Origin of the sequence: Arthrobacter sp. 147(2020) (genome assembly GCF_013116715.1) — a bacterium.
GTDB lineage: Bacteria > Actinomycetota > Actinomycetes > Actinomycetales > Micrococcaceae > Arthrobacter_D.
Genome location: NZ_JABFOM010000008.1, coordinates 1 through 25,288, shown reverse-complemented (window position 1 = coordinate 25,288; position 25,288 = coordinate 1). Strand labels below are relative to the sequence as shown.

Here is a 25,288-nt window from a genome sequence, read left to right as displayed (position 1 = left end):
AGTTCTACAACGTGTAGTAATACTATTATGCTCCCGGCAGGTTTGCCGCACCGGGCAGGAGGTCAGCGCACGGCTCCTGGTAGCGCACTCCGGCCAGGCGCCCGCCATCGAAATCCAGTGACGTGATCGAGGTCAGGGTGCACTCGCGGTCACGGGGGTCATGCCAGAGCCGGCGATTCTCAGCGGCCAGGCGGGAGACCCAGATCGGCAGTTGGTGGCTGACCACGATCACCTCGGCCGGGCCGGACATTCCGGCAGCTTCTGCCAGCGTGACCGCACTGCGCCGCGCGTCCTCAACGGCCGACATCATCCGCGCGACCTGCTGGCGGTACGGTTCACCCCAGGACGGACGGAAGGGGTTCGCGAGAAGTGGCCAGTAGCGGGGATTCTTCAGCTGTTGGACCACCTGCGACATGCCCTCGAAACGGCTGAATGCCTCGATCACACGTCCATCCGTCCTCATCTCCAGGCCAAGGCGTTCGGCGATCGGGGCGGCGGTTTCCTGGGCACGCGTCAGCGGTGAGGCAACGAGTTGCACAATGTTCGCACCGTCGGCGGCGCTTTGCGCGAAATGGCCGGCCACCCGGGCTGCCATCTCGTGGCCCAGCTCGGAGAGGTGGAATTCGGGTAACCGCCCGTAGAGGACGCGCTCGGGATTATGGACCTCACCGTGGCGCACGAGGTGAACGGTAGCTAGGGACATACCTCTAGTTTCTCAGAGTTCGCTCATGCCTCTAAATCCGCGCCCGAGCGGACTCGGGAACCGTTTATTTGAAGATTCAAGTAACTTGGGGAATAATCAATGCAAATGCATGCTTATTATGAGTAGCGGCCTCCCGGCAGCGACAGCACATCACCTAGACGGCACCACAATCAGGAGAACTACCATGGCAATTCCCACCGGACTGAACAACGGCATCTGGACCCTCGATGGCTCGCACAGCGAGGTCGGCTTCACCGTGCGGCACGCTGGCATCAGCAAGGTGCGCGGCAACTTCGACACCGTCGATGCAGCCCTGCACGTAGGCTCCTCTTTGAGCGACTCCAAGGTCACCGCGACCATCAAGACCGCATCCTTCAACTCGAACGACGAGAACCGCGACGCCCACGTGCGTGGCGAGGACTTCTTCGACGTCGAGCGTTTCCCCGAGATGACTTTTGAGTCCACGTCCATCGACGGTTCCGGCGAGACCTACAAGCTCTCAGGCAACCTGACCATCCGCGACACCACCCTTCCCGTGGTCTTCGAGACCGAGTTCAATGGCGTTGCGGTTGATCCCTTCGGTGCAACCCGCGCCGGCTTCTCCGGCCAGACCGTGATCTCCCGCAAGGACTTCGGCCTCACCTGGAACGCAGCCCTCGAAGCAGGCGGCGTCCTGGTCGGCGATAAGGTCACCATCAACCTCGATGCAGCGTTCGTAGCACCAGCAGCGTAAGCATCCCCTCAGTGGCTGCCCTTCCCCCAGGGGAAGGGCAGCCACTGGCGTTTAATCCTGCCGACGCTCAATCCTCCGCGCTAGGGTTGGATTTGGGACCCCACAGGGTCTGCACCAGTCAGTCTCAAGTGAAGAGGAAACGGCAATGAGCACACCTCCCAACGACCCCAACTACGGCCAGGGCCAGAGTCCGCGCGATCCCTCGGCGGGGCAGCCCACCCCCGGCCAGAACCCGGCGGGCCCCACCTCGTCACCGTATGGGTCGCCCAACACACCGCCCGCCAATTACAACTACCCGGGGAACATGAGCCAGGTCGCGATGACGGAGAAGGGCCCGGCTCCCAAGGAAGTGGAGCGGGCTTTTTGGCTGATCATTGCTGCGGGTGTGGTCAGCTTGATCTCTACCATCCTCAGCACGGTGACCACTCCGGTTCAGGGTCCCGGCGCTGACGTTGCCACTGCAATTGGCTTGGTCTTCGCCGCGATCGTGACCGGCGTCTACATTCTGCTGGCGATCTTCATCCGCAAGGGTCACAACTGGGCGAGAATCACAGCGGCGGTGCTGGCGGTGCTGTCAGTGCTGATGTACCTGTTCGGCCTGATGTCGGCGTCGATGCTTGAGGGCAGCGACCTGATGCAGGGCCAGGAGATGGTTACACCGGGGCCGCTGGAGACCATTCTGGGCCTCCTTGGGTTGCTGCTCGGCATCGCCGGCGTCGTGATGACCTTCCTGAAACCGGCCCGGCCGTACTTCGAGAAGCAGACCGCCCCCAGCCAGTACTAGGCGGGCACGAGCGCGAGCCGAACGCTGGACCTACTGGGCTGAACGGGCGCGGGAGTCATCAGTTATCTCTGGCTCCTGCGCCCGTTGTGCGTGATAGGCAAGTATTTGCAGCTCGGTAGCCATGTCGACCTTCCGCAGCTGAACCCCGTCCGGCACCTGCAGCACCACCGGGGCAAAACTCAGGATGCTGGTGATCCCTGCAGCGACCAACCTGTCACACAGCGCCTGCGCCACCGCCGCAGGCACGGCAAGGACCGCCATATTGGCGCGGGTCCGTTCCAGCACCTGCTCCAGGTCGGCCACCGGGCTGACCCGCAGCCAGCCCACCTCGGCTCCGACCACCAGCTGGTCGGCGTCAAAGAGAGAAACAATTTCGAATCCCCGGGATTCAAACCCGGAGTAGCCGGCGAGTGCCCGGCCCAGGTTGCCCGCCCCCAGGATCGCTACCCGCCAGTCATGGGTCAGGCCGAGAGCCGCCGAGATCTGCCGGTTCAGGTATTGCACGTCGTAACCGACACCCCGCGTGCCGTAGGAGCCGAGGTACGACAGGTCCTTGCGCAGGATCGGGGAGTTGACGCCGGCAGCCTCCGCCAGGCGGTCGGATGACACCCGTTCGGTGCCTTCCGCCAGGAAGGAATTCAGAGCGCGCAGATAGATGGTCAGGCGCGTCAGGGAGGCGCTGGGGATCTGGCGCGCGGCGCTGCCGCCCATCGACAGTCGCAGCTCGGGTACTTCCGGCGTCGTCACTTTCCATCGCTCCGTTTGCTATCCACCAGCCGTCAGGCGGCAGGGTTGCACAACGCCGGACCAGCCGGCGCCGTGGGTAACTCCACTTTAGGGTGCAGAGGGGACCGCACAAAGCCGGCGTTGCCCGAGGGGACCGTCATGGGGCCAGGAGCGATCGAAGCCGCCGCTCGTCAATCTTCCAGAAGTCACGTTGCACACCGTCAATGAACAGCACCGGGATCTCCTCGGCGAACTTCTCGAGCAGGTCCGACCTCTCCTCCGTCGACAGCTCCCGCCAGGGCACCGCCAGCTCGCCGCATACCAACTCGACCACAGCCCGGGCATCAGCGCACAGGTGGCAGTCGGGCCGGGTGAGCAGCTCCACCCTCGGGGCGCGCACCTCGCCCTCTGGAACGTCGGACGGTGGTGTAGGGGTCATGCCACCCAAGTTACCGCCTCACCGGTGAGCACACAGTATCGGGCCGTGGCCCGATGCGATTGATTTAGACTCAGAGCATGTCCGTTGCCAGCACCGGACCCCTGCGCGTGGTCCCAGGGGTAGCCGACACCCTCCCCGGCCCAGGAGGAGATGCCGCATTCTTCGACGTCGACAACACCATGATGCGCGGCGCCAGCCTTTTCCACGTGGGACGGAAGATGTATCAGCGCAGGGCCTTCACCCTCCGTTTCGCCGTCGGGCTGGCCTGGAAACAACTCCGCTTCGTCATGCGTGGCGAGAACATGACCGACATCAATTCAGTGCGCGACGCAGCGTTGGCCTTCGCCATCGGCATTGCCCACGAGGACGTGTTGGCGCTGGGCGAAGAAGTGTACGACGAGATGATCGCCTCCAAGATCTGGCCCGGTGCACGTGCCCTGGCCGAACAGCACCTGAAGTCAGGGCGACGCGTCTGGCTTGTCACCGGGACACCCGTCGAGGTGGCCAGCGTGATCGCCAACAGGCTGGGACTGACCGGCGCACTCGGCACCGTCGGTGAAGTGGCTGATGGCCTGTACACCGGGAAGCTCGTGGGCGAGTTTCTTCACGGGCCTGCCAAGGCGGTTGCGGTGCGCGCGCTGGCGGAGAAGGAAGGCCTCAATCTCCGGCGGTGCTGGGGATACTCCGATTCCTTCAATGACATCCCCCTGCTGACCATTGTGGGCCATCCGGTGGCGATCAATCCGGACCGGAGACTCCGGCGGCATGCACGGGAGAACAACTGGCCGATCTACGACTTCCGCAGCGGCCGACGTGCCGCCACTCTGGGGCTGAAGGTGGCCACGGGTGCCGGTGCGGTCTACGGGCTCTGGCGTGGGTTCACCAGGATGCGCGGGAGCTAGGCAGAGCCAGGCTCTCACTCTCGATCATGTTGACACTGGGTCGGGCTTAACGCTGAAGGGCCCGCCACCGAGGTGACGGGCCCTTCAAGAAACTGAAAAAATGAAGTTACTTCTTGTTGCGACGCTGGTGACGGGTCTTACGAAGCAGCTTGCGGTGCTTCTTCTTGGCCATACGCTTGCGGCGCTTCTTAATTACTGAACCCATAAAGTCCTCACAAACTGATCTTCGGTTTCCGACACGGCCCGGGTGGGGCCAACGATCGGATTCTGACAATAACGCAACTACCTACGCGGATCGGCCTTTCCGCCACTCGGGCGCACGGCCAACAGCGCGTAAAACGCTCCTTAACAGGGTACCGCTAATTGTGACCTCTCCCGACCGGACTACTTCGGGGAGATCGGCGGCCTGAGAACCCGGTGCCGACTAGCCCGTTTCGGACTGGCCGTCCACCACCGCGCCCCTGACAAATTGTTCGACAGCCGATTCCGGCACCCGGTAGGACCGGCCGAAGCGGACTGCTGGCATTTCGCCGGAGTGAATCAGGCGATAAACGGTCATTTTGGAGACTCGCATCATGTCGGCCACCTCGGCCACCGTCACAAACCGAACGTCCGAGAAATTGCTCGCGTCTACCATCCCACATTGCTCCTAAAACTGAGGCTTGCACCCAACGTGTGCAACCTGAGGCGTGCCTCGTGGCAGCCCAAACGGCCTGTCGCCACGTGTTGGGAAAAGTCCGCCACCTAGTACTCTAGTTGCTGCTGTGACCAAAGTGAAAGTGTCGGCGGCGCCGCCGAGCGGGATGGCCGCGGCAGGATCAGTCGCGTCGACGCCTCAGTTTCGGGAGCTGTGCGAAGAGGTCAGCTGCACGTTCGGCAGCCCTGCCCACAGTGCGACCGAAGGCTTGCTGGCCGGCAAGGTCGGTGGCCGGATCAACAGCTGTCGCGAGGACCGTTGACGGGCGCGGAGCAACTGCAGCGAGTTCGGGCTCTGGCGGCGTCTTGGCCGGGAAGTCGAACGAACCCAACCAGAGTTCTATCTCTCGCAGCGGCGCGGGGTTCAGTGAATAGTAGCGGCGCTGTCCCTGCGCCCGCATCGATACCAGGCCGGCAACACGCAAAACCTTCAGGTGCTTCGAGACAGTCGGCTGGCTGACTTCGAGCTCGTCGACCAGCTCGCCTACCGCTTTGTCGCCGGCGCGGAGCGACCCCAAAATCTCCCGGCGGGTACCCTCCGCGACGACGGCAAAAACATCCTCTATGACCATTCCATTACCCTAGCGGCATATATGCGTTCGATGCTAGTCAAACCACGGATCGAGGCCGTGCAGTGGAAAGATTGCCTTCCGGGTGGCCATCACCGTGCGGTCCAGCTCGTCGTTGGGATCGTAGCCGACTTCCCAGGAGCGCCACCAGGTATCCGCGCCGTCACCCATCAGGAGAGGCGCCGTCGTCCCGTACTGCTCGAGCACGTAGGATCGCCAAGACTCGGGCACCGGAGTCTTGGGCCCGACGGGCACACCGGCGGCCACCGCAATCAGTGTTGACCAGACACGGGGCACCACGCTCGTGAGGTTGTACCCTCCGCCGCCGGTGGCGATCCAACGGCCCTCGCAGACCCGCGCTGCCAGGTCACTGATGCTGACCATCAGGTCGCGTTGGGCATCGACGCTGATCCTGAGATTGGTCAGCGGGTCGTCAACATGGCTATCGCAGCCATGCTGACTCAGGATGACCTCGGGCTGGAATGCTTCCGCGAGCGGCGGAACCACTGCGTGGAATGCGCGGAGGAAGGCGCCATCGCCAGCCAGGGTCGGTAGTGCAACGTTGACCGCGTATCCCTCGGCGCGCGGTCCCCCTACCTCGTTGGCAAATCCGGTCCCCGGGAACAGGCTCATCCCGGTCTCATGCAGCGAAATGGTCATCACCCGCGGGTCATTCCAGAAGATGCTCTGGGTTCCGTCACCGTGGTGGGCGTCGACGTCGATATAGAGGACCCGTTGAGTCCCCGAGTCGAGCAGCCGCTGGATGGCGGCGGCGGCGTCGTTGTAGATACAGAACCCGCTGGCCATGGAGCGGCCAGCGTGATGCATCCCGCCGCCGAAGTTCACCGCATGCACTGCATGCCCCGCAAGAATGGCGTCGGCGGCGGCCAGCGAACCGCCAACCAGCCGCGCGCTGGCCTCATGCATCCCAGCGAACGCAGGATTGTCAGCGGTGCCCAGCCCCACTGCCTGGTCCGCCTGCTCGGGATCCGCTCCGGCTGTCCGCACCGCGTCGATGTAGTCGTCGTCGTGGACGGTAGCCAGTTCCGCGTCAGTTGCCACGAACGGTGGGGTGAGGGTGACGGCCTGGTGGTCGAAGAGACCCAGGTCAGTGGAAAGACGTGCCGTGAGCGCCAGCCGCTGCGGGTTCATCGGGTGCGTCGGGCCAAAGTTGTAGGCCAGCATTGAGTCGTCCCAGACAACGCTGGTGGGGATCGACGGGGATTCGCTACTCATCACTGACAGGCTACGTGATTTGCGGGATGTCTGGACACGGTGGCATCCCGAAAGTGGTTTACTACTCGGAGGACATCTGGTGTAATCCAGCCGAAGTCGAGACCGCGGAACCGGGGCAAAGCGAGCGCTATGGCAAGACAACAGCCGTCCTGGCTGCGGGAAGAGCAGAGCGTATACCTGAGGCTGCTGGCTCGCGTCCGGGACTTCATCGACGGGGTGGCGAACAGTTCCCCCGCCCGCGTCGCGCTGATCATCTTCTTTAGCGTCATCCTCATCTTCACCGCCCTGCTGAGCCTGCCGATAGCGACCGCCGACGGCGAGGCGGCCCCCCTGCACGATGCGATGTTCACCGCGGTGTCAGCGGTCTGCGTGGTCGGGCTGACAGTTGTCTCCACCGCGGCGTACTGGTCCTTCTTCGGTCAGCTGGTGATCCTGATTGCCATTTTCGTGGGCGGCCTCGGCACCCTGACCCTTGCCTCGCTGCTCGCGCTGATGGTGAGCAAGCGGCTCGGAGTGCGCGGCAAGCTGCTGGCACAGTCGGCACTCAACAACGCCAGCCGGCTCGGCGAGGTCGGAACGCTGCTGCGGATCGTGATCACCACGTCGGTGGTGGTCGAGATTGTGCTCGCCCTGATGCTGATCCCACGGTTCATGGTGCTCGGGGAACCGTTCTGGCTCGCTGTCTGGCACGGCGTGTTCTACTCCATTTCCGCTTTCAACAACGCCGGTTTCACGCCACACTCCGACGGGCTGGTTCCCTACGAGACCGACCTGTTCATCCTGGTACCCCTGATGATTGGCGTGTTTCTGGGTAGCCTCGGCTTTCCCGTCATCCTGGTCCTCATCCAGTACCGGCTCAGGGTCCGCAAATGGAGCCTCCACACCAAGCTCACCGTCAATGTCTCGCTGATTCTTCTGGTGGCCGGCGCAGTCGCCTGGGGGGCGATGGAATGGTCCAACAACCGGACCATTGGCGGATTCAACGACGGCGACAAGGTGATCCATGCCCTCTTCGCCTCGGTGATGACACGCTCGGGCGGGTTCAACCTGGTGGACCAGGCGGAGATGGGCTCGGCGACGATGCTGCTGACCGACGCCCTGATGTTCGCCGGCGGTGGGTCCGCCTCCACCGCGGGCGGCATCAAGGTGACCACCATCGCCGTCATGTTCCTTGCTATCGTGGCCGAAGCCCGCGGCAACTCCGATGTGAAGGCCTACGGACGCAAAATCCCCGAGGGTGTGATGCGGGTGGCCATCTCGGTGATCTTCATGGGCGCAACCCTGGTGCTGGTGGCCACGGGGATCCTGCTCTGGATGACCGAGGAGGACCTGAACCGGGTGCTCTTCGAGGTGATCTCGGCGTTCGCCACCTGTGGGCTGAGCACCAACCTCAGCGCCGAACTACCCCCGGAGGGCAAGTATGTGCTGTCCGCGCTGATGTTCGCTGGCCGGATGGGGACCATCACGCTCGCCTCCGCGCTAGCCCTGCGGCAACGCAGTACCCTGTACCACTACCCCGAAGAAAGGCCAATCATTGGCTGAGAGACCAGCACACAACGCACCGGTTCTGGTGATCGGGCTCGGCCGCTTTGGCTCAGCCACCGCCGACCAACTGGTGAAGCAGGGCCGCGAGGTCCTGGCGATTGAACGCGACACCCAGCTCGTCCAGAAGTGGTCGGGGGTGCTCACCCATGTGGTCGAGGCCGATGCCACCAATATTGACGCGCTCCGCCAGCTGGGGGCGCAGGAGTTCACCGCCGCCGTCGTCGGCGTGGGAACGTCGATCGAGTCAAGCGTGCTGATCACGGCGAACCTGGTGGACCTGGGCATCGACCACCTCTGGGTCAAGGCGATTACTCCGGCGCACGGAAAGATCCTGAAGCGGATCGGCGCCAACCACGTCATCTACCCCGAGGCGGACGCCGGGGTGCGGGCAGCCCACTTGGTGGGCGGTCGCATGCTGGACTTCATCGAGTTCGACGACGGCTTCGCGATCGTGAAGATGTACCCACCCAAGGAGACCCAGGGGTTCACCCTCGGCGAGTCGGCGGTGCGGTCCAAATACGGCGTCACAGTGGTCGGCGTAAAATCGCCGGGCGAGGACTTTACCTACGCCCGGCCGGACACCAAGGTGACCAGCCGGGACATGCTGATTGTCTCCGGCCATGTGGATCTGCTGGAACGCTTCGCCGCCCGCCCCTGACCCGGAAGCATCCGGGTGGGGCGGGTCATCGGTTAGCTGTCCAGCTCCTCGGTGATCGCCTTGGCACGGTTGCTGGCGGACCGGGCTCCCGCAGCGACGATCACTGGCAGGTCCAGCCGGTCGAAGGTGGCGATCGCCTGCTCGGTGGTGCCATTGGGGCTGGTCACTGCCCGTCGGAGTGCGGTGGGGTCGGCTCCCGGCTCCGCCAGCATCAAACCGGCTCCGGCCACCGTCTCGGTGGCCAGGACCTTGGCCAGCTCAGGATCGAGGCCCAGCTCCACGCCGGCCGCGGCCATCGCCTCGGCAAGGTAGAACACATAGGCAGGGCCGGAGCCGCTGACCGCCGACAGGGCGTCGACCTGACTCTCCGGAATATCCACCACCGTTCCGGCGGAGCTGAGGATCTCCCTCGCCTGCGCCATCAGGGCCGCATCGGCGTGAGTACCCGCCGAGATGGAGAGCACTCCCCTGCCGAGCCGGGACGGCGTGTTCGGCATGGATCGGATGACCGGCTGGCCTTCAGGGAGGGCGGCCTCCAGCATCGCCAGGGAGATGGCCGCGGCGACGCTCAGGACGGTGGTGGTCGGTTTCAGCACTGGAGCGATTTCGCGGGCGAGGTCGATGGTTCCTACCGGCTTGACGCCCATGATGACGACGTCGGCTCCCGCCGCGGCCACCCGGTTGGCCTCCGGGTCTTCCGAGGTGGCAAGCACCGTAATGCCATGGGTGCCGCGCAGCTCTGCTGCCCGTTCCGCTCCCCGGACCGTCGCGCTCACGCGCTCGGGTGAAAGCCCGCCGGCGAGCAGGCCCCCCAGAATTGCCTCATTCATGGAGCCGCAGCCGAGGAAGGAAATCGTGGGTTCAGGGGTGTTATTCATGAATCCATCCTGCCACGGCCGAATTCCCAGCGATATCCCAGCCTCCTCAGGCATATTCACGAGGAAATAACAGTACACTCGTTATTGCCTCATAAAGGTGCGAGTGATGACGGATCAGGCCTTAGGGTCTGATCCGTCTCAGGTGCCGGTGAGCGACGCAAGCTTGCCCCCCACTCGCTTGGACAGCTCGCCGGCACCGTTCCCTTTAAGCCCAACACTCAGGTACCTCACGGCTAACGCACAAGTAGCGGTCCTAGTGTTGGTAACACCTCCTAGAGGTGCGAGTGATAACCGTCAGGCTTCCTTGGCCTGACCCAGGTGTCGTCGAGCAAAAGCGAGTGTTTCCCCCAACCACTTGTCCCGCTCGTCGGCACCTTTCGCTTTTCTGGTGCTGACCTCGACCGCCACCACCCCGGTGAACCCCGAATCGACGAGGAACTGCAGGGATTCGGCGCAGCGCTGTGTCCCCTGCCCCGGCAACAAGTGCTCGTCCCTGCCGTTGGGCGTACCGTCGGTCAGGTGCACGTGCGATAACCGGTCGCCGAGCGTCCGCATTTCGTCGAGCGAATCCATCCCGGCAATCGCTGCATGGGAGAAGTCCCAGGTGACCGCTTCATAGCCCTGCGGCACCGGGTTCCAGTGCGGCAGATAGGCCTTCGCCTCACGACCCCGGACCCGCCACGGATACATGTTCTCGACCGCGACTGTCACCCCATATTCGGCGGTGATGCGCTGCACCCCCTCGGCGAAGTTTTCGGCATAGCCGCTCTGCCACCGGAAGGGTGGATGGACCACTACAGTCGTTGCCCCGACCTCCGCCGCCATCGCGGCCGACATTTCCACCTTGGTCCACGCCTTGCCCCACACCTGCTGGGTGAGCAGGAGGGTCGGGGCATGGATCGCCACAATCGGCTGGTCATACTCTCGGCTAAGCGCGCTGAGCATGTCCGGATTCTGGCTGACATGGTTGTTGGTGACCATCACCTCGACGCCGTCATAGCCCAGGTTCCGGGATACGGCGAACGCCTCATGCACCGCGAGGGGGTAGACGGATGCGCTGGAGAGCGCGACCCGCACCCCGTCCCGCTGCGGTGCAGCTTCCCCGCTCACAGTGCCGCGCGTCCTGCCCACGGGGTGTCTTGGAGGGCCGAATTCAGTTGCACATGACCGACGCCGACCGCCGGCATCGGTTCCTGCGCTTCGAACATCTTCGTGTCGAACCGTCGAAGCAGGAGGCCCTCACGGAGCGCCCACGGACAGATCTTCACGCTGTCCACCTTGAACGCCTCAAGGGCAGCCTCGGCCACCAGTGCACCGGCGAGCACCTGCGCCGCCCGGGCCTCGGAGACGCCGTCGAGGTTGACCCGGTCCTTCACTGACATGGCCGCCAGGCGCTTGGTCCAGAGGGACAGGTCCTCGAGACGGAGCTCCCTGCGCACGAACGGCCCTGCCGCCGACGGCGCCGCGCCAGCCAGTCTGGCCAGCGACCGGAACGTCTTGGATGTCCCCGCCACCAGATGCGGTTCACCGAGGGAAGCGAACTCGGCGGCCGCCTCCTTCATGGTGCCGCGGATGTATCGCCGGAGGTTCTTGACGCTCTTCGCGGTGGGCGGGTCAGCTGAGAGCCAGTCCCGGGTAAGCCGTCCGGCTCCGAGTGGCACCGAGATGGCGACCTCGGGCAGTTCGTCGGCGCCCATGGCCATTTCAAAGGAGCCTCCGCCGATGTCGAGGTTGAGAATCGAGCCGGCGCTCCAGCCGTACCAGCGACGGACGGCCTGGAACGTCATGGCCGCTTCCTGGTCGCCGGTGAGCTCCTGAAGCGCTACGGCGGTTTCCTCCTTGACCCGCTGCAGCACGGCGGCCCCGTTCGCGGACTCCCGGATGGCCGAGGTGCAGAAAGCGAGGAAGTCTTCAGCACCGTGGCGGTCGGCGAACTTCCGCGCGTCCTTGACGAAGCTGATCAGCTCATCCTGCCCCTGATCGGTGATGGCGCCGTCGGCGTCCAGGTGCGCCACCAACTGGAGTGGACGCTTGTGGGACGCGAAGGGTACCGGTCGTGCCCCGGCATGCGCATCCACCAGGAGCAGGTGCACCGTATTTGATCCAATATCGAGGACGCCTAGACGCATGATTCCATTATGTCTCGTGAGCTACTTCCGTTGACGACGCGCCCCCACGACGTCCTGTGACTGATCGGGCCTACCCGGTGGCACCCGCCACCGAACCTCTACTTGCGTGCAGCAACTTTACGCTTGGCTGGCGCCCGGGTGGCCGGCTTCTTCTTCGGCGCCGGGCCCTTGGCGCGTTTCTCCGCCAGAAGGTCCAGCGCCATCTCCCGGGTCAGCTCCTCGATGGCCATCGACCGCGGAACGGTGATGTTGGTGACGCCGTCGGTAATGTACGGGCCGAAGCGACCGTCCTTGACCACTACCGGCTTCTCGGAGACCGGGTCGTCACCGAACTCGGCGAGCGGCGGGGCGGCCACCCGGCCGCCACGCTGCTTGGGCTGCGAATAGATCTCCAGCGCCTGCTCGAGGGTGATGGTGAAGATTTCCTCTTCCGACCCGATAGACCGCGAATCGGTGCCCTTCTTCAGGTAGGGACCGAACCGCCCGTTCTGGACAGTGATCTCCTTGCCCTCGGCATCGGTTCCAAGGACCCGGGGAAGATTCATCAGCTTCAGGGCATCCTCAAGCGTGACAGTTTCCAGCGACATCGACGCGAACAGGGAGCCCGTCCGCGGCTTTTCCTTCACCGGCTTCTTGGGCGGCTTCGGCTTGCCGTTCTTGTAGTACTCGACCGGCTGCTTGGCCAGTTCCTCCTCGGTGACCTCCGGGATCAGTTCGATCACGTAGGGCCCGTACCGGCCGTCGCGGGCTACGATGGTGCGTCCCGTTTCGGGGTCCTCCCCGAGGACGCGCTCTTCGGTGCCGGACGAGTTCATCAGTTCGATGGCCTTCTCAACGGTCAGCTCATCAGGAGCGAGATCCTCGGGCACGTTCGCGCGTTGCGGCTCGGTGCCCTCCTCGGCGTCGGGGTCGAGTGGCTTCTCCAGGTAGGGACCGAACTTGCCGACCCGCAGGGTGATGCCCTCAGCGATCTCGATCGAGTTGATCTTGCGTGCATCAATCTCGCCCAGGTCATTCACGATGGTGTGCAGCCCGGTGACCTTGCGGTCCCCGTAGTAGAAGTGGTTCAGCCAGTCGACCCGGCCGGCCTCGCCGCGGGCAATGCGGTCAAGGTCCTCTTCCAGCTCGGCCGTGAAGTCGTAGTCGACGTAGTCATGGAAATGTTCCTCCAGCAACCGGACCACCGAGAAAGCGATCCAGCTGGGAACCAGGGCCTGCCCACGGGTGCGCACATACCCGCGGTCCATGATGGTGGAAATGGTCGCGGCGTACGTGGAGGGACGGCCGATGCCGAGCTCCTCAAGCACCTTCACCAGGGAGGCTTCGGTGTAACGCGGCGGCGGCGAGGTCTCATGCCCGACGGCGGTGACTTCCTCGGCGCCCAGCTTGTCCCCGGCGCTGAGGTTGGGGAGCCGCGCTCCCTGCCCACCGTCGTCGGCGGCGTCCTGTTCGTTGCGGCCGGCGTCCTTGCCTTCCTCGTAGGCGGCCATGAAACCGCGGAAGGTGATCACCGTTCCGGAAGCGGAGAACTCGGCGTCGCGGGTCCTACCGTCCGGTCCGGTTGCCAGCGCACCCAGCCGGAGGGTCGCCGTCGAGCCCTTGGCGTCAGCCATCTGGGAGGCAACGGTCCGCTTCCAGATGAGTTCGTACAGGCGGAACTCGTCGCCGCGGAGCTGGCCGGCCACCTGGGCCGGGGTACGGAAGGAGTCACCCGCGGGACGGATGGCCTCGTGGGCCTCCTGTGCGTTCTTCGACTTGCCCTTATAGACCCGGCGGGCGTCCGGCACATATTCGGCGCCGTACAGTTCGGAGGCCTGGCGGCGGGCAGCGTTGACAGCCTGGTCCGACAGGGCTGGCGAGTCGGTTCGCATATAGGTGATATAGCCGTTTTCGTACAGCCGCTGTGCCACCTGCATGGTGACCCGGGAGGAGAAGCGGAGCTTGCGTGCCGCTTCCTGCTGCAGGGTCGACGTCGTGAACGGCGCCGCCGGGCGGCGGGTATAGGGCTTGGTGTCCACTGAACGGACGGCGAACTCGGAGGTCTGGAGTTCGGCTGCCAGGGATTCGGCGGTCTCCGCGTCGAGCCGTGCAACTGTCGATGACTTCAGCTCGCCCAGGTCGTTGAAATCCTTGCCGGTGGCGACGCGGGCACCGTCGAGGCTGACCAGTTTGGCGCCGAAGGATTGCCGTTCGTCGCCGCTCAGCGGCGAAAACGAACCAGTCAGGTCCCAGTACGAGGCGGCGCGGAACGCCATCCGTTCCCGTTCGCGTTCCACCACGAGGCGGGTCGCAACCGACTGCACCCGGCCAGCGGAGAGCCCGCGGGCCACCTTGCGCCACAGCACCGGCGAAATCTCGTAACCGTAGAGCCGGTCGAGGATCCGCCGGGTCTCCTGCGCATCGACCATGGGGATGTCGAGTTCGCGCATTTCCAGCAGGGCACGCTGGATGGCTTCCTTGGTGATTTCGGGGAAGGTCAGCCGGTATACGGGAACCTTGGGCTTGAGGACCTCGAGCAGGTGCCAGGCTATCGCTTCACCTTCGCGGTCACCGTCAGTTGCGAGGTAGAGGGCTTCGGCGCCCTTGAGTGCAGCCTTGAGCTCGGCGACGGTCTTCTTCTTGTTGGCGGACACCACGTAGTAGGGCTCGAAGTCCTTGTCGAGGTCCACCGCGAACTTGCCGACACCGGTCTTCTTGAGCTCGGCGGGCAGGTCGGAGGGCTGGGGAAGATCCCGGATGTGCCCCATGGACGCCGTGACCTCGAAGCCCTCGCCAAGATAGCCCGCAATGGTCTTGCTCTTTGCGGGTGACTCAACAATGACGAGCTTGCGGCCGGGCTTCTTGTCCGTTGCCTTAGTGGGCACTTCTCTCCTATATATAGGTCGCTGATTTCGGTGCTGATTCAGCGTGGTTCGTGACGGGACGCCACTGGTTCTCTGGCCCCATACCCTTCACAGTATGCGGTATGCCTTCCTGCAATAGGGTAACGGCTCCGATGTAGGGGTGGTCACAAAAGCGCGATAACTGTGTACAACCTCTCGTCGCCGGATGCCCCGGGCGGGTGGCTAGTGGCCGACTTCGACGGGACGGTCCTGGTCCCAGTGGTCATCGGCCGGGATGAGGAAGCCGTCAAGGAGAAGCTCCAGCACATCAGCGAGAAGCGCCTCCCGGAAGCCCTCGTCGTCCTGGCCGAGGAGGGCGCCGAGTGCCATCGTGATCTGACCGGCGGTGAGCTCGCCGTCGCAGGCGGAGACGAAGCCGGCCAGTTCGGTACTGAGGAGGTTCGTGCGCCGGAATCCTGCGCCCTGCCGCAGCAGGATCACGCCGGGGTGTTCAGCGCCGGGGCGCTGGTGCCGTTCCTCGGTGACGTCGTCGGACACCACGAGGTGCTGGTCCGCGAGGTCCCCGGTGTGCGCGGTCGACCAGTCCTGGCGGCGCAGAGCAGCAGCGATGTGGGGGCCGATGGGCTGTTCCAGAGGGTGGGTAATCTCTTCGAACCTTCGCAGCGGTGCGGGCCCTGCCTGGCTGGGGCCGCCCGGTGGCTGGGTGCGGAGCACCACCGAGCCGAACCCGATGGCCTCGACGTTCCGGCTGGCGAAGTCGGCGAGATACGCAGAGTAACGCTCGGCGAACCAGTGGGGGTCGCGGGTTTCGGCGGCGTCCCGCAGCCAGGTCAGGGCATAGCCCGACGGCGTGAGCTGTTCCCGCTGGATCACCCAGCCATCCACTCCGGCGGGGATCCAGGACTCGATCCGTTCATGCCAGGTGCCGCTGCCGGCCGTGATCTCCCAGTTGCCCAGCAGCTGGGCGGTTCCACCCTCGGTCAGCAGCGCCGGAAGGTCCCTGACCAGGGTGGAGACAATGTCGTCGCCCGGCAGCCCGCCGTCGCGGTAGGTGAACTGGTTATCGGCGGATTCGCCGGGCTGGCGCGGGGTGATGACAAACGGTGGGTTGGAGACGATCAGGTCGAAGGTCTCCCCCGCCACGGGGTCCAGCAGGCTGCCCTGCCTGAGGGTGACCCGTGCCCCGAGATCCGTGGGGTCGAGCCGGAGACCCTCAGCGTTCAGGAGCAGGTTGAACCGGGTGAAGGCAAGAGCTCGCGTCGAGATGTCGGTGGCGGTGACATGTTGTGCGTGATCGAGCAGGTGAAAGGTCTGGATCCCGCAACCGGTGCCCAGATCCAGGGAACGGTCGACTGCCGGCCGGATGGTCAGTTGGGCGAGGTTCAAGGAGGCGTGACCGATTCCGAGGACATGGTCGCGCCGGAGGACGCCGGGCCGCTGGTGTTGCCCCAGGTCACTGGCAACCCACAGGTCACCGCTCGTGTCGGAGGTGTAGGGCCGCAGGTCGACAGTTGCATGCCAGTGGTCCGCGTCGGAGCGCTCAGCCAACCCCAGACGGTGCAACCCTTCCGGTCCCGTTCGGGGGAACGCCGTGCCCAATTGGTCGTCCGATATCCGCTCGCCGAGCATCCAAAGCAGGACGGGAGCGGCCGGCTGATCACCGGAGGTCCCCGCCTGCTGGCAGGCGAGCAGCGCCGGGATCAGCTGGTCCTTTTCCAACGCCTGCCAGGCTTCGTCGCCGACCAGCTCGGCAACGCCGTCGACCGTGTAGTTCAGTGCCAGAAGGTCAGCGGCCAGCTGCCCGAGCAGTGCGGGGTGGTTGCTGGCCGGGGCGTCGGGGACGTCGGCAACGAAATCGGTGGGGGTCACGCGGCACCTGCGGCAGTGGCCTCGGACTCGTCTGATTCGCAGCCCTGCGGGCAACGCAGGGTCGACGGGGAGGCCGCGCAGTCGGCGCAGTAGAGGGTGAGGTTCCGGCAGGCAAGGTTGGAGCAGTTCTCGAACTTGTTGGTGGGCGACGCGCAGCGGACACATTTGCCGATGGTCTTCGCATCCTTGGAGAACTCGACGTGCATGCGTTTGTCGAACACGTACAGCGACCCTTCCCAGAGGCCGGAGTCACCGTATTCCTCGCCGTATCGCACAATCCCGCCGTCGAGCTGGTAGACCTCGGTGAAACCACGGTTGATCATCAGGCTGGACAGCACCTCGCAGCGGATCCCGCCGGTGCAGTAGGTGACCACCGGCTTGTCCTTGAGGTCGTCATACCGGCCGGAGTCCAGTTCGTTGACGAAGTCCTGGGTGGTGGCCACGTTGGGCACGATCGCGTTCCTGAACCGGCCGATCTGCGCTTCGAGGGCGTTGCGGCCGTCGAAGAAGACTACTTCTTCCCCGCTGGCTTTTTTCGCATCCACCAGCCGGTGCAGGTCAGCCGGTTTGAGGTGGGTGCCACCGCCCACCACCCCCGATTCGTTGACCTTGAGTTCGTTCGGGGCGCCGAAGGACACAATTTCGTCCCTCACTTTCACGCTGAGGCGGGGGAAGTCAGCCGCGCCGCCCTCCGACCACTTGATGTCCATCTTCTTGAAGGCAGGGTATTCGCGGGTGGCTTTCACGTACTGTTTCATCGCGTTGAGCTCCCCGCCCACCGTGCCGTTGATCCCGTCTTTCGACAGCAGGATGCGTCCCCGCAGCCCCAGCTTCTCGCAGAGGGCGCGCTGCCAGAGGCGCACGGCTTCGGGGTCTGGCAATGGGGTGAAGGCGTAATAGAGCACAATGCGGTTCATGGACACGCATTTAAGCATAACGGCCCCTGTCATAGCAGGTCTCAAATGCGCTACAGCCGGGTAATTCTATGTTCAATACCTGTCCTACAAACTATGGTCATTGCATGAGCGCAACCCTGTCTGAAGACTTGATGAAAACGTGGATTTCTGGTTGGTCCGCCTGCCGGGGTTATCAGCCGCATGACGAGGGACGGACGGTGTCAGTTGTGCTGACCGACTCCGGAAACCAGCTGGAACACTTCGTCTATGAACCATCCGACGAGGAGGCGCTGGCGCTCGCCGCTGAAACGAAGGCCGATCCGAACCGTCTCCTGACGGTGGTCACCACCAGGATGAATGACCTGCTGGCGACGCTGCGTCCTGCGGGGTTGCGCGTGGTCGACAACCGTCAGGCACTGATGACGGTCAACATGGATGGCCAGGACGTGGAGGAGCCGCGGGCGCCGGATGACGTGTTCTCCCTCACCCACCTGCGTGAACCGTCGTGCCGCCGGGTGATGGTGACGGCCAATGGGGAGGAAGCCGCCCGCGGCTCGGTCGCCGTCGAACAGGACTTCGCGGTCTACGACCGCATCATTACCAACGAGGCGTACCGGCGCCGGGGGCTCGGCAGTTTCGTCATGCGGGCGCTCACCTCCGCGGTGCTCGAGGATGACGTGCAGGACGGGCTGCTGATGGCCTCGGCGGATGGCCAGCAGCTGTACCAGTTCCTGGGCTGGAACCATCTGGCCGATGTTTTTGTGATTCGCGGCTGACCCTTCCGTCCCTCGGACGGAGCGGGCACCTGCTCCGGCGGGCGGTGTGTGCCCGCCGGAGTGACACAATGGCACCGTGGCCCAACATGACTCCCTGATCCCCCTGCTTGGTGGGGGCGCCGAACCGGAGCAGCTGGTCCATGTCCGTCAGATCCCGACCCGGCAGGCCGTCACCGAACCGTGGCCGGCCTGGGCGCACCCGGACGTGGTCGCCGCCTACGGCGCCCTGGGGGTTCCGACCCCGTGGCTGCATCAGGTCACCGCAGCGAACGCAGCCCATAGCGGGCAGCACACCATCGTGGCGACCGGAACGGCGTCCGGAAAATCGCTCTGCTATCAGTTGCCGGTGCTCGACGAGATCCATCGGACGGCGCTTGGCGACCAGGTTTCCCTGGAGCCCACCGGATCGGTGGCGCTGTACCTCGCCCCGACCAAGGCCCTCGCCGCTGACCAGCTGGCCGCCGTCAAGGCTCTGAACCTTCCGACGGTGCGGGCGGAAACCTACGATGGCGATACGGACCCCACAGCTCGCCGGTGGATCAGGGATCACGCGAACCTGGTCCTGGCCAACCCGGACATGCTGCACTATGGGATTCTCCCGAATCATGCCTGGTGGGCCAGGTACTTCAGGCGGCTGAAGTACGTAATCATCGATGAGGCGCACAGCTATCGGGGAGTCTTCGGATCACACGTGGCGAACCTGCTACGGCGCCTGCGGCGGGTCTGCGAGTACTACGGTGCCTCTCCCGTGTTCATTGGGGCCTCAGCCACGTCAGCCGATCCAGGGGCCTCCTTCGGGAAGCTGATCGGCGGCGAGGCGACCCCCGTCATCGAGGACAGTTCACCCCACGGCTCCACCACGGTGGCCTTTTGGGAGCCTGAGCTCACCGACCTGCGCGGGGAGAACGGCGCACCCAAGCGCCGGACCGTCATCGCCGAGACGTCCGACCTGTTGACGAACCTGGTCTCAGCGCAGGTGCGTACTATCGCTTTCATCAAGTCAAGGCGGGGCGCAGAGAGCATCGCGGCGATGTCCAAACGGTTGCTCCACGAGGTCCATCCGAGCCTGCCAGCCCGGGTTGCCGCCTACCGGTCGGGCTATTTGCCTGAAGAGCGCAGGGAACTGGAGGCGGCGCTCCGCAGCGGGCAACTTCTCGGCGTCGCAAGCACGCCTGCGCTGGAACTGGGCATCGACATCTCAGGGCTGGACGCGGTCCTGGTGGCGGGCTGGCCCGGCACCCGCGCGTCGCTTTTGCAGCAGATCGGCAGGGCCGGGCGTTCGGGCCAGGATGCACTCGCCGCTTTCGTCGCGAGCGACGACCCGCTGGACACCTATCTGGTGCATCATCCCGAGGCGGTGTTCGACGTCGGGGTGGAAGCCACGGTGTTCGACCCGACCAACCCGTATGTGCTGGGCCCGCATCTGTGCGCGGCGGCTGCGGAGCTACCGTTGACTCCGGCCGAGCTGCCCCTCTTCGGTGCGGGTGTCGAAGCCCTGCTGGCCAAACTGGTGACGCAGGGGTTTCTTCGCCAGCGGCCCGCGGGCTGGTTCTGGACCCATCCGCAGAGTGCCGCCGCGATGGTGAACCTCCGCGCGGACGGCGGTGGGCCCATCAGCATCGTCGAAACCGGAACCGGCACGATGCTCGGCACCATGGATTCGCCGCAGAGCCACTACCAGGCGCACGCCGGAGCGATTTACGTGCACCAGGGGCAGACCTATGTGGTGGATGAACTGAACGAGCAGGATCATTGCGCGATGGTGACCCGCTCCAACCCTGACTACTACACCCAGGCCAGGGACATCACCGAGATCGAGGTGATCGGGACTGACCGCACCCAGGACTGGGGTGGTGTCCAGATCAGGTTCGGTGAGGTGCTGGTGACCACCCAGGTGGTCTCGTTCCAGCGCAAGGCTTTCGTCTCCAACGAGATCCTCGGTGAGGAACCGCTGGAGCTGGGCGCTCGTGACCTTCATACGAAGGGTGTCTGGTTTGAGTTCGATCAGCGTCTGCTGGAGGCCAACGGCCTGACGGCTGCCGATCTTCCGGGAGCCCTGCACGCCGCCGAACACGCAGCGATCGGCCTGCTACCCCTCGTGGCGTCGAGCGACCGCTGGGACATCGGCGGAGTATCTACCGCCCTGCACGCCGACACCATGGTGCCGACTATCTTCGTCTACGACGGCCACCCGGGTGGGGCGGGCTTCGCCGAACGGGGTTACGACGCCGTCAGGATCTGGATCAAGGCGACCCTCGATGCGATTCGTGCCTGCGAGTGCGACACCGGGTGCCCTTCCTGCGTGCAGTCGCCGAAGTGTGGAAACCGGAATAACCCGCTGAGCAAGGCCGGTGCGGCTACCCTGCTCGCGCTCCTGCTCGCCCAGGATCCGGTAGGCACCCCCGGCATCCCCGGCATCCCCGGCATCCCCGGCATCCCCGGCTAGCGAATCAGGGCGGCGGTCCGGCACGCGCCCGGCCGGTCGCGTCCGGGATCAGCGCGAACCAGTGGACCGCCGGATCGACCCTGGCGGACGTGCGCACCTCCACGACCGTGCCGCCCGGCCCTGCCCTGCTGCAGGACTGCAGGGTTGCCCCCTGTGCCGCTGCGGTTTCTGCAGCCACCGTGCAGGGGTCGCCGGGTATCAATCCGCGGGACGCGTCCGCGGCGGCCAGCGCTGCCAGATCGGCGGCTGTCGCTGCCCGGGACGCCGTCGCACCTGCCTGGGCGAGCAGAACCATTGCGGCAATCAGGGACATGAGCAGCAACGCGAACCCGCAGGTCAACACTGTTCCGGCTCCCACTTCCCCTCCTCGGCGCCGCCTGTGGGCCCGCCCCTTCACGGGCTGTACTCCGTGGGCGCCTGGCCGGGCGGTGCCGCGCAGCCACCCCGTGGTCCACCAGTGCCTGGATGGCAGGCAGCTGACTTATTCTCTGCAGCCGGAGCACCCCGATACGGCTTCCCGTGGACCTGCTTCTGGAGTTCTGCCCGGGCCGTGGCAGACGCCGACAGGTCCCATCCCAGAAAGTCGACCCCCGGCAGGGAGACGCGGGACCCAACGGTCACGGTGGTCCAGACCCCCTGCTCCGCTACCTCCAGCTGTGACTGCGAGCCAGCGAGCCTGCGCACCGTTGCCTGCACTTCGTCCGCTCGCTCTCCCCTGACCACTTCCCGGGCCCCGGCACGGGCCGCCTCCTCTAGCCTGAGCTGGGTCAGCCCGGCCGTGGCGGCGCCCAGGAGCAGCGCCAGAAGCACGATCAAGGACGGCAGTGCGACCGCCACTTCCGCCGTCACCGCCCCGTGCTGGGAGTCGGGCCGCCGCCGTCTCGTTAAGGCTGAATGGGGAGACACTGCGGCTTACCCGAAGCTGAGGGCCGAACTGATCAGGTTCATCAACATGCCCCTGACCTCCCCGCTGGACAGGATCGCCACCAGTAGTGCGGCGAACCCCACCGCTGCCAGCGTGGCAATGGCGTACTCCGCGGTGGCCATCCCTGCCTCTGACCTTGCGAGTCGACGTACTTCCCTGGCCAAACGCCTGCCGGTCCGCGAAACGAGTACCTTGAGTGATGACATGTCTTCCTCCGTGTGATCCATCTGGTGAGTGCCCTGCCCCACGTGGGCACTCGATCGGTTGGGACTCTGATGTGTCCTGCTGAAAACTCTGCCCGTTCGCGCCCGGCTGCGGACCGAACGCACGCGCTATGTGGATAAGTCTCCGACGGTCGGTCACCCGGGTCATTACCAGCGCGGAAGCAAAGCGAGGACCATGGGAAGCACCCCCAGGCAGATGAAAGCTGGCAGATAGCACAGCCCCAGGGGAACCACGAGTCGGACACCGAGGGTCGCGGCACGCCGCTCTGCCTCGCCATTTCTCCGGCGCCGTAACTGTGCGGCGTAGGCGTGAACCATTCCGGCAGAGGACGCACCGGTCAGGGCCGCGAATCGCAGCGCATCCCTGAGTTCCGCCAGCACCTTCCGGGTGGGACGGTCTGATTGCGATATCGCCGAGTTCCAGGCCGCGTCCCAGTCCGATCCGAGGGCGAGAGCCCCCGTGACGCGCCGGAGGCCCTGTGCCACCGGCGGCGGGGAGGAGCCTGCAAGCGCTGCCAGCGACTCCCCGACGGGCGCACCAGCAACCAGCATTGCCCCCAGCAGGTCGATCATCACAGCCGGGTCAAGCGGATGAACCGCTGCTTTGGGCGAATCGCGGTCGCCGGATGCCCGCCACCCTCGCCCGAGGCCGGTGCGCTGCTGGCCGTGGTCCACGCCAGGGCTATGGTTCAACGCCGCGATTCCGAACCGAGATGAGCCGACCAGCAGCCAGCACCCGGCGAAGATGAGGAGGAAAACAACCACTCCGGTCATCCCGGCTCCTTTCCTGCCGTGGCAACCAGCCGTCCGGACCAGAACCGCCCCAGCAGCATCAACGCGCCTCCTGTACAGAGCAGCGTTATCCCCGCAGCGGATCCAAGGAGGACGGCGAGCGGCTGAAGTCCGGTCAGATAGCCCAGTCCGAGTCCGAACACGGGCAGCCAGCCAAGCAGCCGGGCCGTGGCCTTCGGACCGGCCAGGGCCGTCGCCCGGGCCGATGCCGAGTCGAGCGCGAGGTCGAGCTGCGCCGCGTACCGGCCGAGGACCTCGGTCAGTGGTGCGCCACTGCGTTCGGAAATCTCCAGGCAGACTGCCAGATCCCGCCATAACCCGGCGCACACTGAGGGTGGGGTTCGTGGCCGGCCGGGTCTCCAGCCGCGTGGCCCGGGTGGTTCGGTGGCTGCGGCCCGGAGCACCTCCGGGACGCCCGCACCGATGGCTGCCGCCTGTTGGGCGGCCCGCAGCACGGGTGCCGCGAGTTGGGCGAAACCGGTCGGGTCCTGCCGCCCGCTGCCATCGTCGGCTGCCGCGTACAGCAGGGCAACGTCCTGCCACAGCTGGTGTGGCGACCGTCCGCCCTGCAGCAGGGCGGTGAGTTGGTGGACGAACAACGGCAGCTCTGCGGGATCAAGAGCGGCTGACCGCGCGGGGCGCCTCCACCCGGTGATCCTGCTGGTCGGCATGGACATCAGACTGGCGCCACTGCCGGAGGGAAGGGTGAGGATCAGGTAGCCCGCCAACAGGAGGGCGCCCGTCAGGATTCCGGTCATCGGTCCGGTCCGTGCCCGAGCAGTTTTACCAGCCGGGACCAGCCGGCTGCCGGTTTGCTTCCGTCGATGCCCTGGACCAGAGCCGGCCGCACGACCAAGTGACCCGCCTCATCCAGTTCCACAAGCCCAATTGCTGCGACCTGGCGGCCCCTGACGGTGCGCACCAGATGCACGACGACGTCGAGGGCGCTGGCTGCCTGCAGGGTGACGGACTCCTGGCTCAGGCCCGCCAGCGAACCCAGGGCCGTCAGACGGGCCGGGACTGTTTCGGCCGAGTTGGAGTGAATCGTTCCGCCAGCTCCCGAATGGCCGGTATTCATCGCGGACAGGAGTTCCCGGACCTCACCTCCACGGCATTCACCGACTATCAGCCGGTCCGGGCGCATCCGCAGCGCCTGACGTACCAGTTCTGCGAGGTCCACGGACCCGGCGCCCTCCACATTGCCGTGGCGACACTGCAGTGGGACCGTGTGGGGATGTCGCGGGGTCAACTCCGCAGAATCCTCGACGGTGATGAGCCGTTCGGTGGGGGCGCTCAGGGCCAGCAGAGTCGACAGGAGGGTGGTCTTGCCGGTGCCAGTCGCCCCGCTGATCAGAAAGTTGAGGCGCTGCTCCACCACCGCGCGCAGCACCTCGGACATTTCCTGGTCGAGGGTGCCGGACCGGGTCAGCTCCTCCAGGGTGAACTCGCGGTGTCGCTGGATACGGATGGACAAGAGTGTGCCCCGGTTGGAGACGGGAGTGAGGACTGCGTGCACCCGGAACGTCCTGAGCCGGACGTCGGCGCAGGGATTGCCGTCGTCGAGCCGCCGCCCACCTGCCGAAATAAGCCGAACGGCCAAGGACCTCACCTCGGAGTCCGCGTGGAAGACCACCGGGGTCCGCCGCAGCCCGTTGGCGCCGTCCACCCACACCTCGTCGGGCCCGTTGACCAGGATGTCGGTGACCGTGGGGTCGGCGAGAAGATGCTGCAACGGCCCTAATCCCTGCAGTTCCGCCTGCACCCGATCCACTGTGCGGAGTGTTCCAGCGGAACCTAACAGCTTGCCGGTTGACTGGACCGCCGCTGCCAGGCGGGCGCCGGTCAGCGGCAGCTGGTCCGCGAGGACAGCCTGTCGTACTTCGCTGACCATTGACCTTCCGACGTCGTCAGGAGCGCGGTCATCCCGGCGGATTGCTGGCCGGTCGCTCATCGCCACGCCTTCCCGGCCACGTCCGGAAGCGAGGCAAGAAGGCTGGAGGTGAGCCGCCGGAGAGCACGCTGGGATCCAAGTTCCAAGAGCCGCCCCTGATGCTCGGCGGTGTGCACGCCGCGCAGCTGGGGAAGGTAGCCCGCCAGCGGTAGCCCGGTGATCTCGGCCACCCGATGCGGGTCCAACCCGGATGCCAGCGGCCCCCGGGCGACCACCGACACCGGCAGGTGGCGGGTTTGCTGTGCCAGGGAGCGGGCTGCCGCAATCGGTCTGGCCCGGCCCGGAACCAGGAGCACTAGCGTGTCACAGACCTGCAGCAGCGGACCTCCTGCCGGCCGGCCGGACGGCAGATCGACAACTGTCAGCGTGAAAGCGGTACGGATCGCATCCACCACCGATGGCACGGCCGGGGAGGCCAGGATCTCTGACTCGGCTGGACCAGCTCCGCTCATGGACAGCACCGAAACACCCGACACCGTGGGCAAGGCGCCGACCAGCTGGTCGGGATTGAGCGTACCGCTCACCTCGCCCAGGTCCGCCCACCGCACACCCGGCCCCTCCCCTGTCC

General features: G+C 65.5%; 26 protein-coding genes and 1 pseudogene. 7 read left to right on the top strand and 20 right to left on the bottom strand.

Annotation, left to right across the window (positions count from 1 at the left end; genetic code table 11):
- Positions 1-25: 25 nt before the first annotated feature.
- Entirely contained in the window at positions 26-703 is a 678-nt protein-coding gene (locus HMI58_RS07825; RefSeq protein WP_171618781.1) for a histidine phosphatase family protein, read from the bottom strand.
- 184 nt (positions 704-887) lie between these two features.
- Between HMI58_RS07825 and HMI58_RS07820 the strand changes: the two genes are divergently transcribed.
- On the top strand, positions 888-1,436 hold the full coding sequence (locus HMI58_RS07820; RefSeq protein ID WP_171585787.1) for a YceI family protein: 549 nt from the start codon (positions 888-890) through the stop codon (positions 1,434-1,436).
- A gap of 145 nt (positions 1,437-1,581) precedes the next feature.
- Complete coding sequence (locus HMI58_RS07815; RefSeq protein WP_171618779.1) at positions 1,582-2,220, top strand: hypothetical protein; 639 nt, start codon at positions 1,582-1,584, stop codon at positions 2,218-2,220.
- Positions 2,221-2,250: 30 nt separating this feature from the next.
- On the opposite strand, the gene HMI58_RS07810 is transcribed toward HMI58_RS07815, so the two are convergent.
- Complete coding sequence (locus HMI58_RS07810) at positions 2,251-2,931, bottom strand: redox-sensing transcriptional repressor Rex (protein ID WP_171585927.1); 681 nt, start codon at positions 2,929-2,931, stop codon at positions 2,251-2,253.
- Positions 2,932-3,103: 172 nt separating this feature from the next.
- On the bottom strand, positions 3,104-3,385 hold the full coding sequence (locus HMI58_RS07805) for a glutaredoxin family protein (RefSeq protein ID WP_171618777.1): 282 nt from the start codon (positions 3,383-3,385) through the stop codon (positions 3,104-3,106).
- 77 nt (positions 3,386-3,462) lie between these two features.
- Here HMI58_RS07805 and HMI58_RS07800 point away from each other — a divergent pair, with 77 nt between their 5' ends.
- Entirely contained in the window at positions 3,463-4,287 is an 825-nt protein-coding gene (locus HMI58_RS07800; RefSeq protein WP_225667965.1) for an HAD-IB family hydrolase, read from the top strand.
- Positions 4,288-4,393: 106 nt separating this feature from the next.
- Here the strand turns inward: HMI58_RS07800 and HMI58_RS07795 are convergent, their stop codons facing one another.
- The 4 genes from HMI58_RS07795 to HMI58_RS07780 all read right to left on the bottom strand — a co-directional run bounded on the left by HMI58_RS07795 (position 4,394) and on the right by HMI58_RS07780 (position 6,788).
- A complete protein-coding gene (locus HMI58_RS07795; RefSeq protein WP_003792170.1) occupies positions 4,394-4,492 on the bottom strand; it encodes an AURKAIP1/COX24 domain-containing protein in 99 nt (32 codons plus the stop codon).
- A gap of 219 nt (positions 4,493-4,711) precedes the next feature.
- Positions 4,712-4,924, bottom strand: coding sequence for a helix-turn-helix domain-containing protein (locus HMI58_RS07790; RefSeq protein WP_171585781.1), 213 nt, complete (start codon positions 4,922-4,924; stop codon positions 4,712-4,714).
- Between the two features lie 181 nt (positions 4,925-5,105).
- On the bottom strand, positions 5,106-5,555 hold the full coding sequence (locus HMI58_RS07785; RefSeq protein WP_171618775.1) for a metalloregulator ArsR/SmtB family transcription factor: 450 nt from the start codon (positions 5,553-5,555) through the stop codon (positions 5,106-5,108).
- Between the two features lie 33 nt (positions 5,556-5,588).
- On the bottom strand, positions 5,589-6,788 hold the full coding sequence (locus tag HMI58_RS07780) for an acetoin utilization protein AcuC (protein WP_171618773.1): 1,200 nt from the start codon (positions 6,786-6,788) through the stop codon (positions 5,589-5,591).
- 129 nt (positions 6,789-6,917) lie between these two features.
- Between HMI58_RS07780 and HMI58_RS07775 the strand changes: the two genes are divergently transcribed.
- Together HMI58_RS07775 and HMI58_RS07770 are read left to right on the top strand one after the other, a co-directional pair.
- Entirely contained in the window at positions 6,918-8,330 is a 1,413-nt protein-coding gene (locus HMI58_RS07775) for a potassium transporter TrkG (protein ID WP_225667966.1), read from the top strand.
- On the top strand, positions 8,323-8,991 hold the full coding sequence (locus tag HMI58_RS07770) for a TrkA family potassium uptake protein (RefSeq protein ID WP_171585775.1): 669 nt from the start codon (positions 8,323-8,325) through the stop codon (positions 8,989-8,991). Before HMI58_RS07775 ends, HMI58_RS07770 begins: the two co-directional genes overlap by 8 nt.
- Before the next feature lie 32 nt (positions 8,992-9,023).
- On the opposite strand, the gene proC is transcribed toward HMI58_RS07770, so the two are convergent.
- From proC to HMI58_RS07740, 6 genes are all read right to left on the bottom strand, one after another.
- A complete protein-coding gene (proC, locus tag HMI58_RS07765) occupies positions 9,024-9,869 on the bottom strand; it encodes a pyrroline-5-carboxylate reductase (RefSeq protein WP_171585773.1) in 846 nt (281 codons plus the stop codon).
- Positions 9,870-10,163: 294 nt separating this feature from the next.
- Positions 10,164-10,979 (bottom strand): sugar phosphate isomerase/epimerase, encoded by an 816-nt coding sequence (locus HMI58_RS07760; protein WP_318779163.1) that lies wholly within the window; start codon positions 10,977-10,979, stop codon positions 10,164-10,166.
- Positions 10,976-11,998 carry a Ppx/GppA family phosphatase gene (locus tag HMI58_RS07755; RefSeq protein ID WP_171618769.1) on the bottom strand — a complete coding sequence of 341 codons (1,023 nt, stop codon included), beginning with the start codon at positions 11,996-11,998 and terminating at the stop codon, positions 10,976-10,978. Before HMI58_RS07755 ends, HMI58_RS07760 begins: the two co-directional genes overlap by 4 nt.
- 98 nt (positions 11,999-12,096) lie before the next feature.
- Positions 12,097-14,862, bottom strand: coding sequence for a type I DNA topoisomerase (gene topA, locus HMI58_RS07750; RefSeq protein ID WP_171618767.1), 2,766 nt, complete (start codon positions 14,860-14,862; stop codon positions 12,097-12,099).
- Positions 14,863-15,063: 201 nt separating this feature from the next.
- Entirely contained in the window at positions 15,064-16,710 is a 1,647-nt protein-coding gene (locus tag HMI58_RS07745; protein WP_171618765.1) for a class I SAM-dependent methyltransferase, read from the bottom strand.
- Entirely contained in the window at positions 16,707-17,633 is a 927-nt protein-coding gene (locus HMI58_RS07740) for a rhodanese-related sulfurtransferase (RefSeq protein ID WP_171618763.1), read from the bottom strand. Before HMI58_RS07740 ends, HMI58_RS07745 begins: the two co-directional genes overlap by 4 nt.
- 191 nt (positions 17,634-17,824) lie before the next feature.
- Here HMI58_RS07740 and HMI58_RS07735 point away from each other — a divergent pair, with 191 nt between their 5' ends.
- Together HMI58_RS07735 and HMI58_RS07730 are read left to right on the top strand one after the other, a co-directional pair.
- Positions 17,825-18,382, top strand: coding sequence for a GNAT family N-acetyltransferase (locus HMI58_RS07735; RefSeq protein ID WP_171585764.1), 558 nt, complete (start codon positions 17,825-17,827; stop codon positions 18,380-18,382).
- 76 nt (positions 18,383-18,458) lie between these two features.
- Complete coding sequence (locus HMI58_RS07730; protein ID WP_171618761.1) at positions 18,459-20,828, top strand: DEAD/DEAH box helicase; 2,370 nt, start codon at positions 18,459-18,461, stop codon at positions 20,826-20,828.
- Between the two features lie 4 nt (positions 20,829-20,832).
- Here HMI58_RS07730 and HMI58_RS07725 read toward each other — a convergent pair whose 3' ends face one another.
- The 7 genes and pseudogenes from HMI58_RS07725 to HMI58_RS07695 form a co-directional block, all read right to left on the bottom strand.
- Entirely contained in the window at positions 20,833-21,186 is a 354-nt protein-coding gene (locus HMI58_RS07725) for an Rv3654c family TadE-like protein (RefSeq protein ID WP_318779164.1), read from the bottom strand.
- Positions 21,187-21,221: 35 nt separating this feature from the next.
- Positions 21,222-21,677 (bottom strand): TadE family type IV pilus minor pilin, encoded by a 456-nt coding sequence (locus HMI58_RS07720; RefSeq protein WP_192476265.1) that lies wholly within the window; start codon positions 21,675-21,677, stop codon positions 21,222-21,224.
- Between the two features lie 63 nt (positions 21,678-21,740).
- The gene (locus HMI58_RS07715) at positions 21,741-21,959 is read right to left on the bottom strand and encodes a DUF4244 domain-containing protein (RefSeq protein ID WP_171585760.1); all 219 of its coding nucleotides are present in this window, start codon (positions 21,957-21,959) and stop codon (positions 21,741-21,743) included.
- Between the two features lie 165 nt (positions 21,960-22,124).
- Entirely contained in the window at positions 22,125-22,751 is a 627-nt protein-coding gene (locus tag HMI58_RS07710) for a type II secretion system F family protein (protein ID WP_171585758.1), read from the bottom strand.
- Positions 22,748-23,527 carry a hypothetical protein gene (locus HMI58_RS07705; protein ID WP_171618759.1) on the bottom strand — a complete coding sequence of 260 codons (780 nt, stop codon included), beginning with the start codon at positions 23,525-23,527 and terminating at the stop codon, positions 22,748-22,750. Before HMI58_RS07705 ends, HMI58_RS07710 begins: the two co-directional genes overlap by 4 nt.
- The gene (locus tag HMI58_RS07700) at positions 23,524-24,720 is read right to left on the bottom strand and encodes a TadA family conjugal transfer-associated ATPase (protein WP_225667967.1); all 1,197 of its coding nucleotides are present in this window, start codon (positions 24,718-24,720) and stop codon (positions 23,524-23,526) included. The genes HMI58_RS07705 and HMI58_RS07700 overlap by 4 nt, the downstream gene beginning before the upstream one ends.
- Positions 24,717-25,288, bottom strand: a pseudogene (locus HMI58_RS07695) (hypothetical protein); the annotation flags it as partial. The pseudogene HMI58_RS07695 and the gene HMI58_RS07700, both read right to left, overlap by 4 nt.

Excerpts from the sequence above, each read along its gene's own strand:
- HMI58_RS07710 (WP_171585758.1), bottom strand. The coding sequence starts at position 22,751 with ATGACCGGAGTGGTTGTTTTCCTCCTCATCTTCGCCGGGTGCTGGCTG.
- HMI58_RS07795 (WP_003792170.1), bottom strand. The coding sequence starts at position 4,492 with ATGGGTTCAGTAATTAAGAAGCGCCGCAAGCGTATGGCCAAGAAGAAG.
- HMI58_RS07810 (WP_171585927.1), bottom strand. The coding sequence starts at position 2,931 with ATGGGCGGCAGCGCCGCGCGCCAGATCCCCAGCGCCTCCCTGACGCGC.
- HMI58_RS07820 (WP_171585787.1), top strand. The coding sequence starts at position 888 with ATGGCAATTCCCACCGGACTGAACAACGGCATCTGGACCCTCGATGGC.
- HMI58_RS07705 (WP_171618759.1), bottom strand. The coding sequence starts at position 23,527 with ATGACCGGAATCCTGACGGGCGCCCTCCTGTTGGCGGGCTACCTGATC.
- HMI58_RS07790 (WP_171585781.1), bottom strand. The coding sequence starts at position 4,924 with ATGGTAGACGCGAGCAATTTCTCGGACGTTCGGTTTGTGACGGTGGCC.
- proC (WP_171585773.1), bottom strand. The coding sequence starts at position 9,869 with ATGAATAACACCCCTGAACCCACGATTTCCTTCCTCGGCTGCGGCTCC.
- HMI58_RS07815 (WP_171618779.1), top strand. The coding sequence starts at position 1,582 with ATGAGCACACCTCCCAACGACCCCAACTACGGCCAGGGCCAGAGTCCG.
- HMI58_RS07755 (WP_171618769.1), bottom strand. The coding sequence starts at position 11,998 with ATGCGTCTAGGCGTCCTCGATATTGGATCAAATACGGTGCACCTGCTC.
- HMI58_RS07775 (WP_225667966.1), top strand. The coding sequence starts at position 6,918 with ATGGCAAGACAACAGCCGTCCTGGCTGCGGGAAGAGCAGAGCGTATAC.
- HMI58_RS07785 (WP_171618775.1), bottom strand. The coding sequence starts at position 5,555 with ATGGTCATAGAGGATGTTTTTGCCGTCGTCGCGGAGGGTACCCGCCGG.
- HMI58_RS07800 (WP_225667965.1), top strand. The coding sequence starts at position 3,463 with ATGTCCGTTGCCAGCACCGGACCCCTGCGCGTGGTCCCAGGGGTAGCC.
- HMI58_RS07715 (WP_171585760.1), bottom strand. The coding sequence starts at position 21,959 with ATGTCATCACTCAAGGTACTCGTTTCGCGGACCGGCAGGCGTTTGGCC.
- HMI58_RS07825 (WP_171618781.1), bottom strand. The coding sequence starts at position 703 with ATGTCCCTAGCTACCGTTCACCTCGTGCGCCACGGTGAGGTCCATAAT.
- HMI58_RS07780 (WP_171618773.1), bottom strand. The coding sequence starts at position 6,788 with ATGAGTAGCGAATCCCCGTCGATCCCCACCAGCGTTGTCTGGGACGAC.
- HMI58_RS07805 (WP_171618777.1), bottom strand. The coding sequence starts at position 3,385 with ATGACCCCTACACCACCGTCCGACGTTCCAGAGGGCGAGGTGCGCGCC.
- HMI58_RS07700 (WP_225667967.1), bottom strand. The coding sequence starts at position 24,720 with ATGAGCGACCGGCCAGCAATCCGCCGGGATGACCGCGCTCCTGACGAC.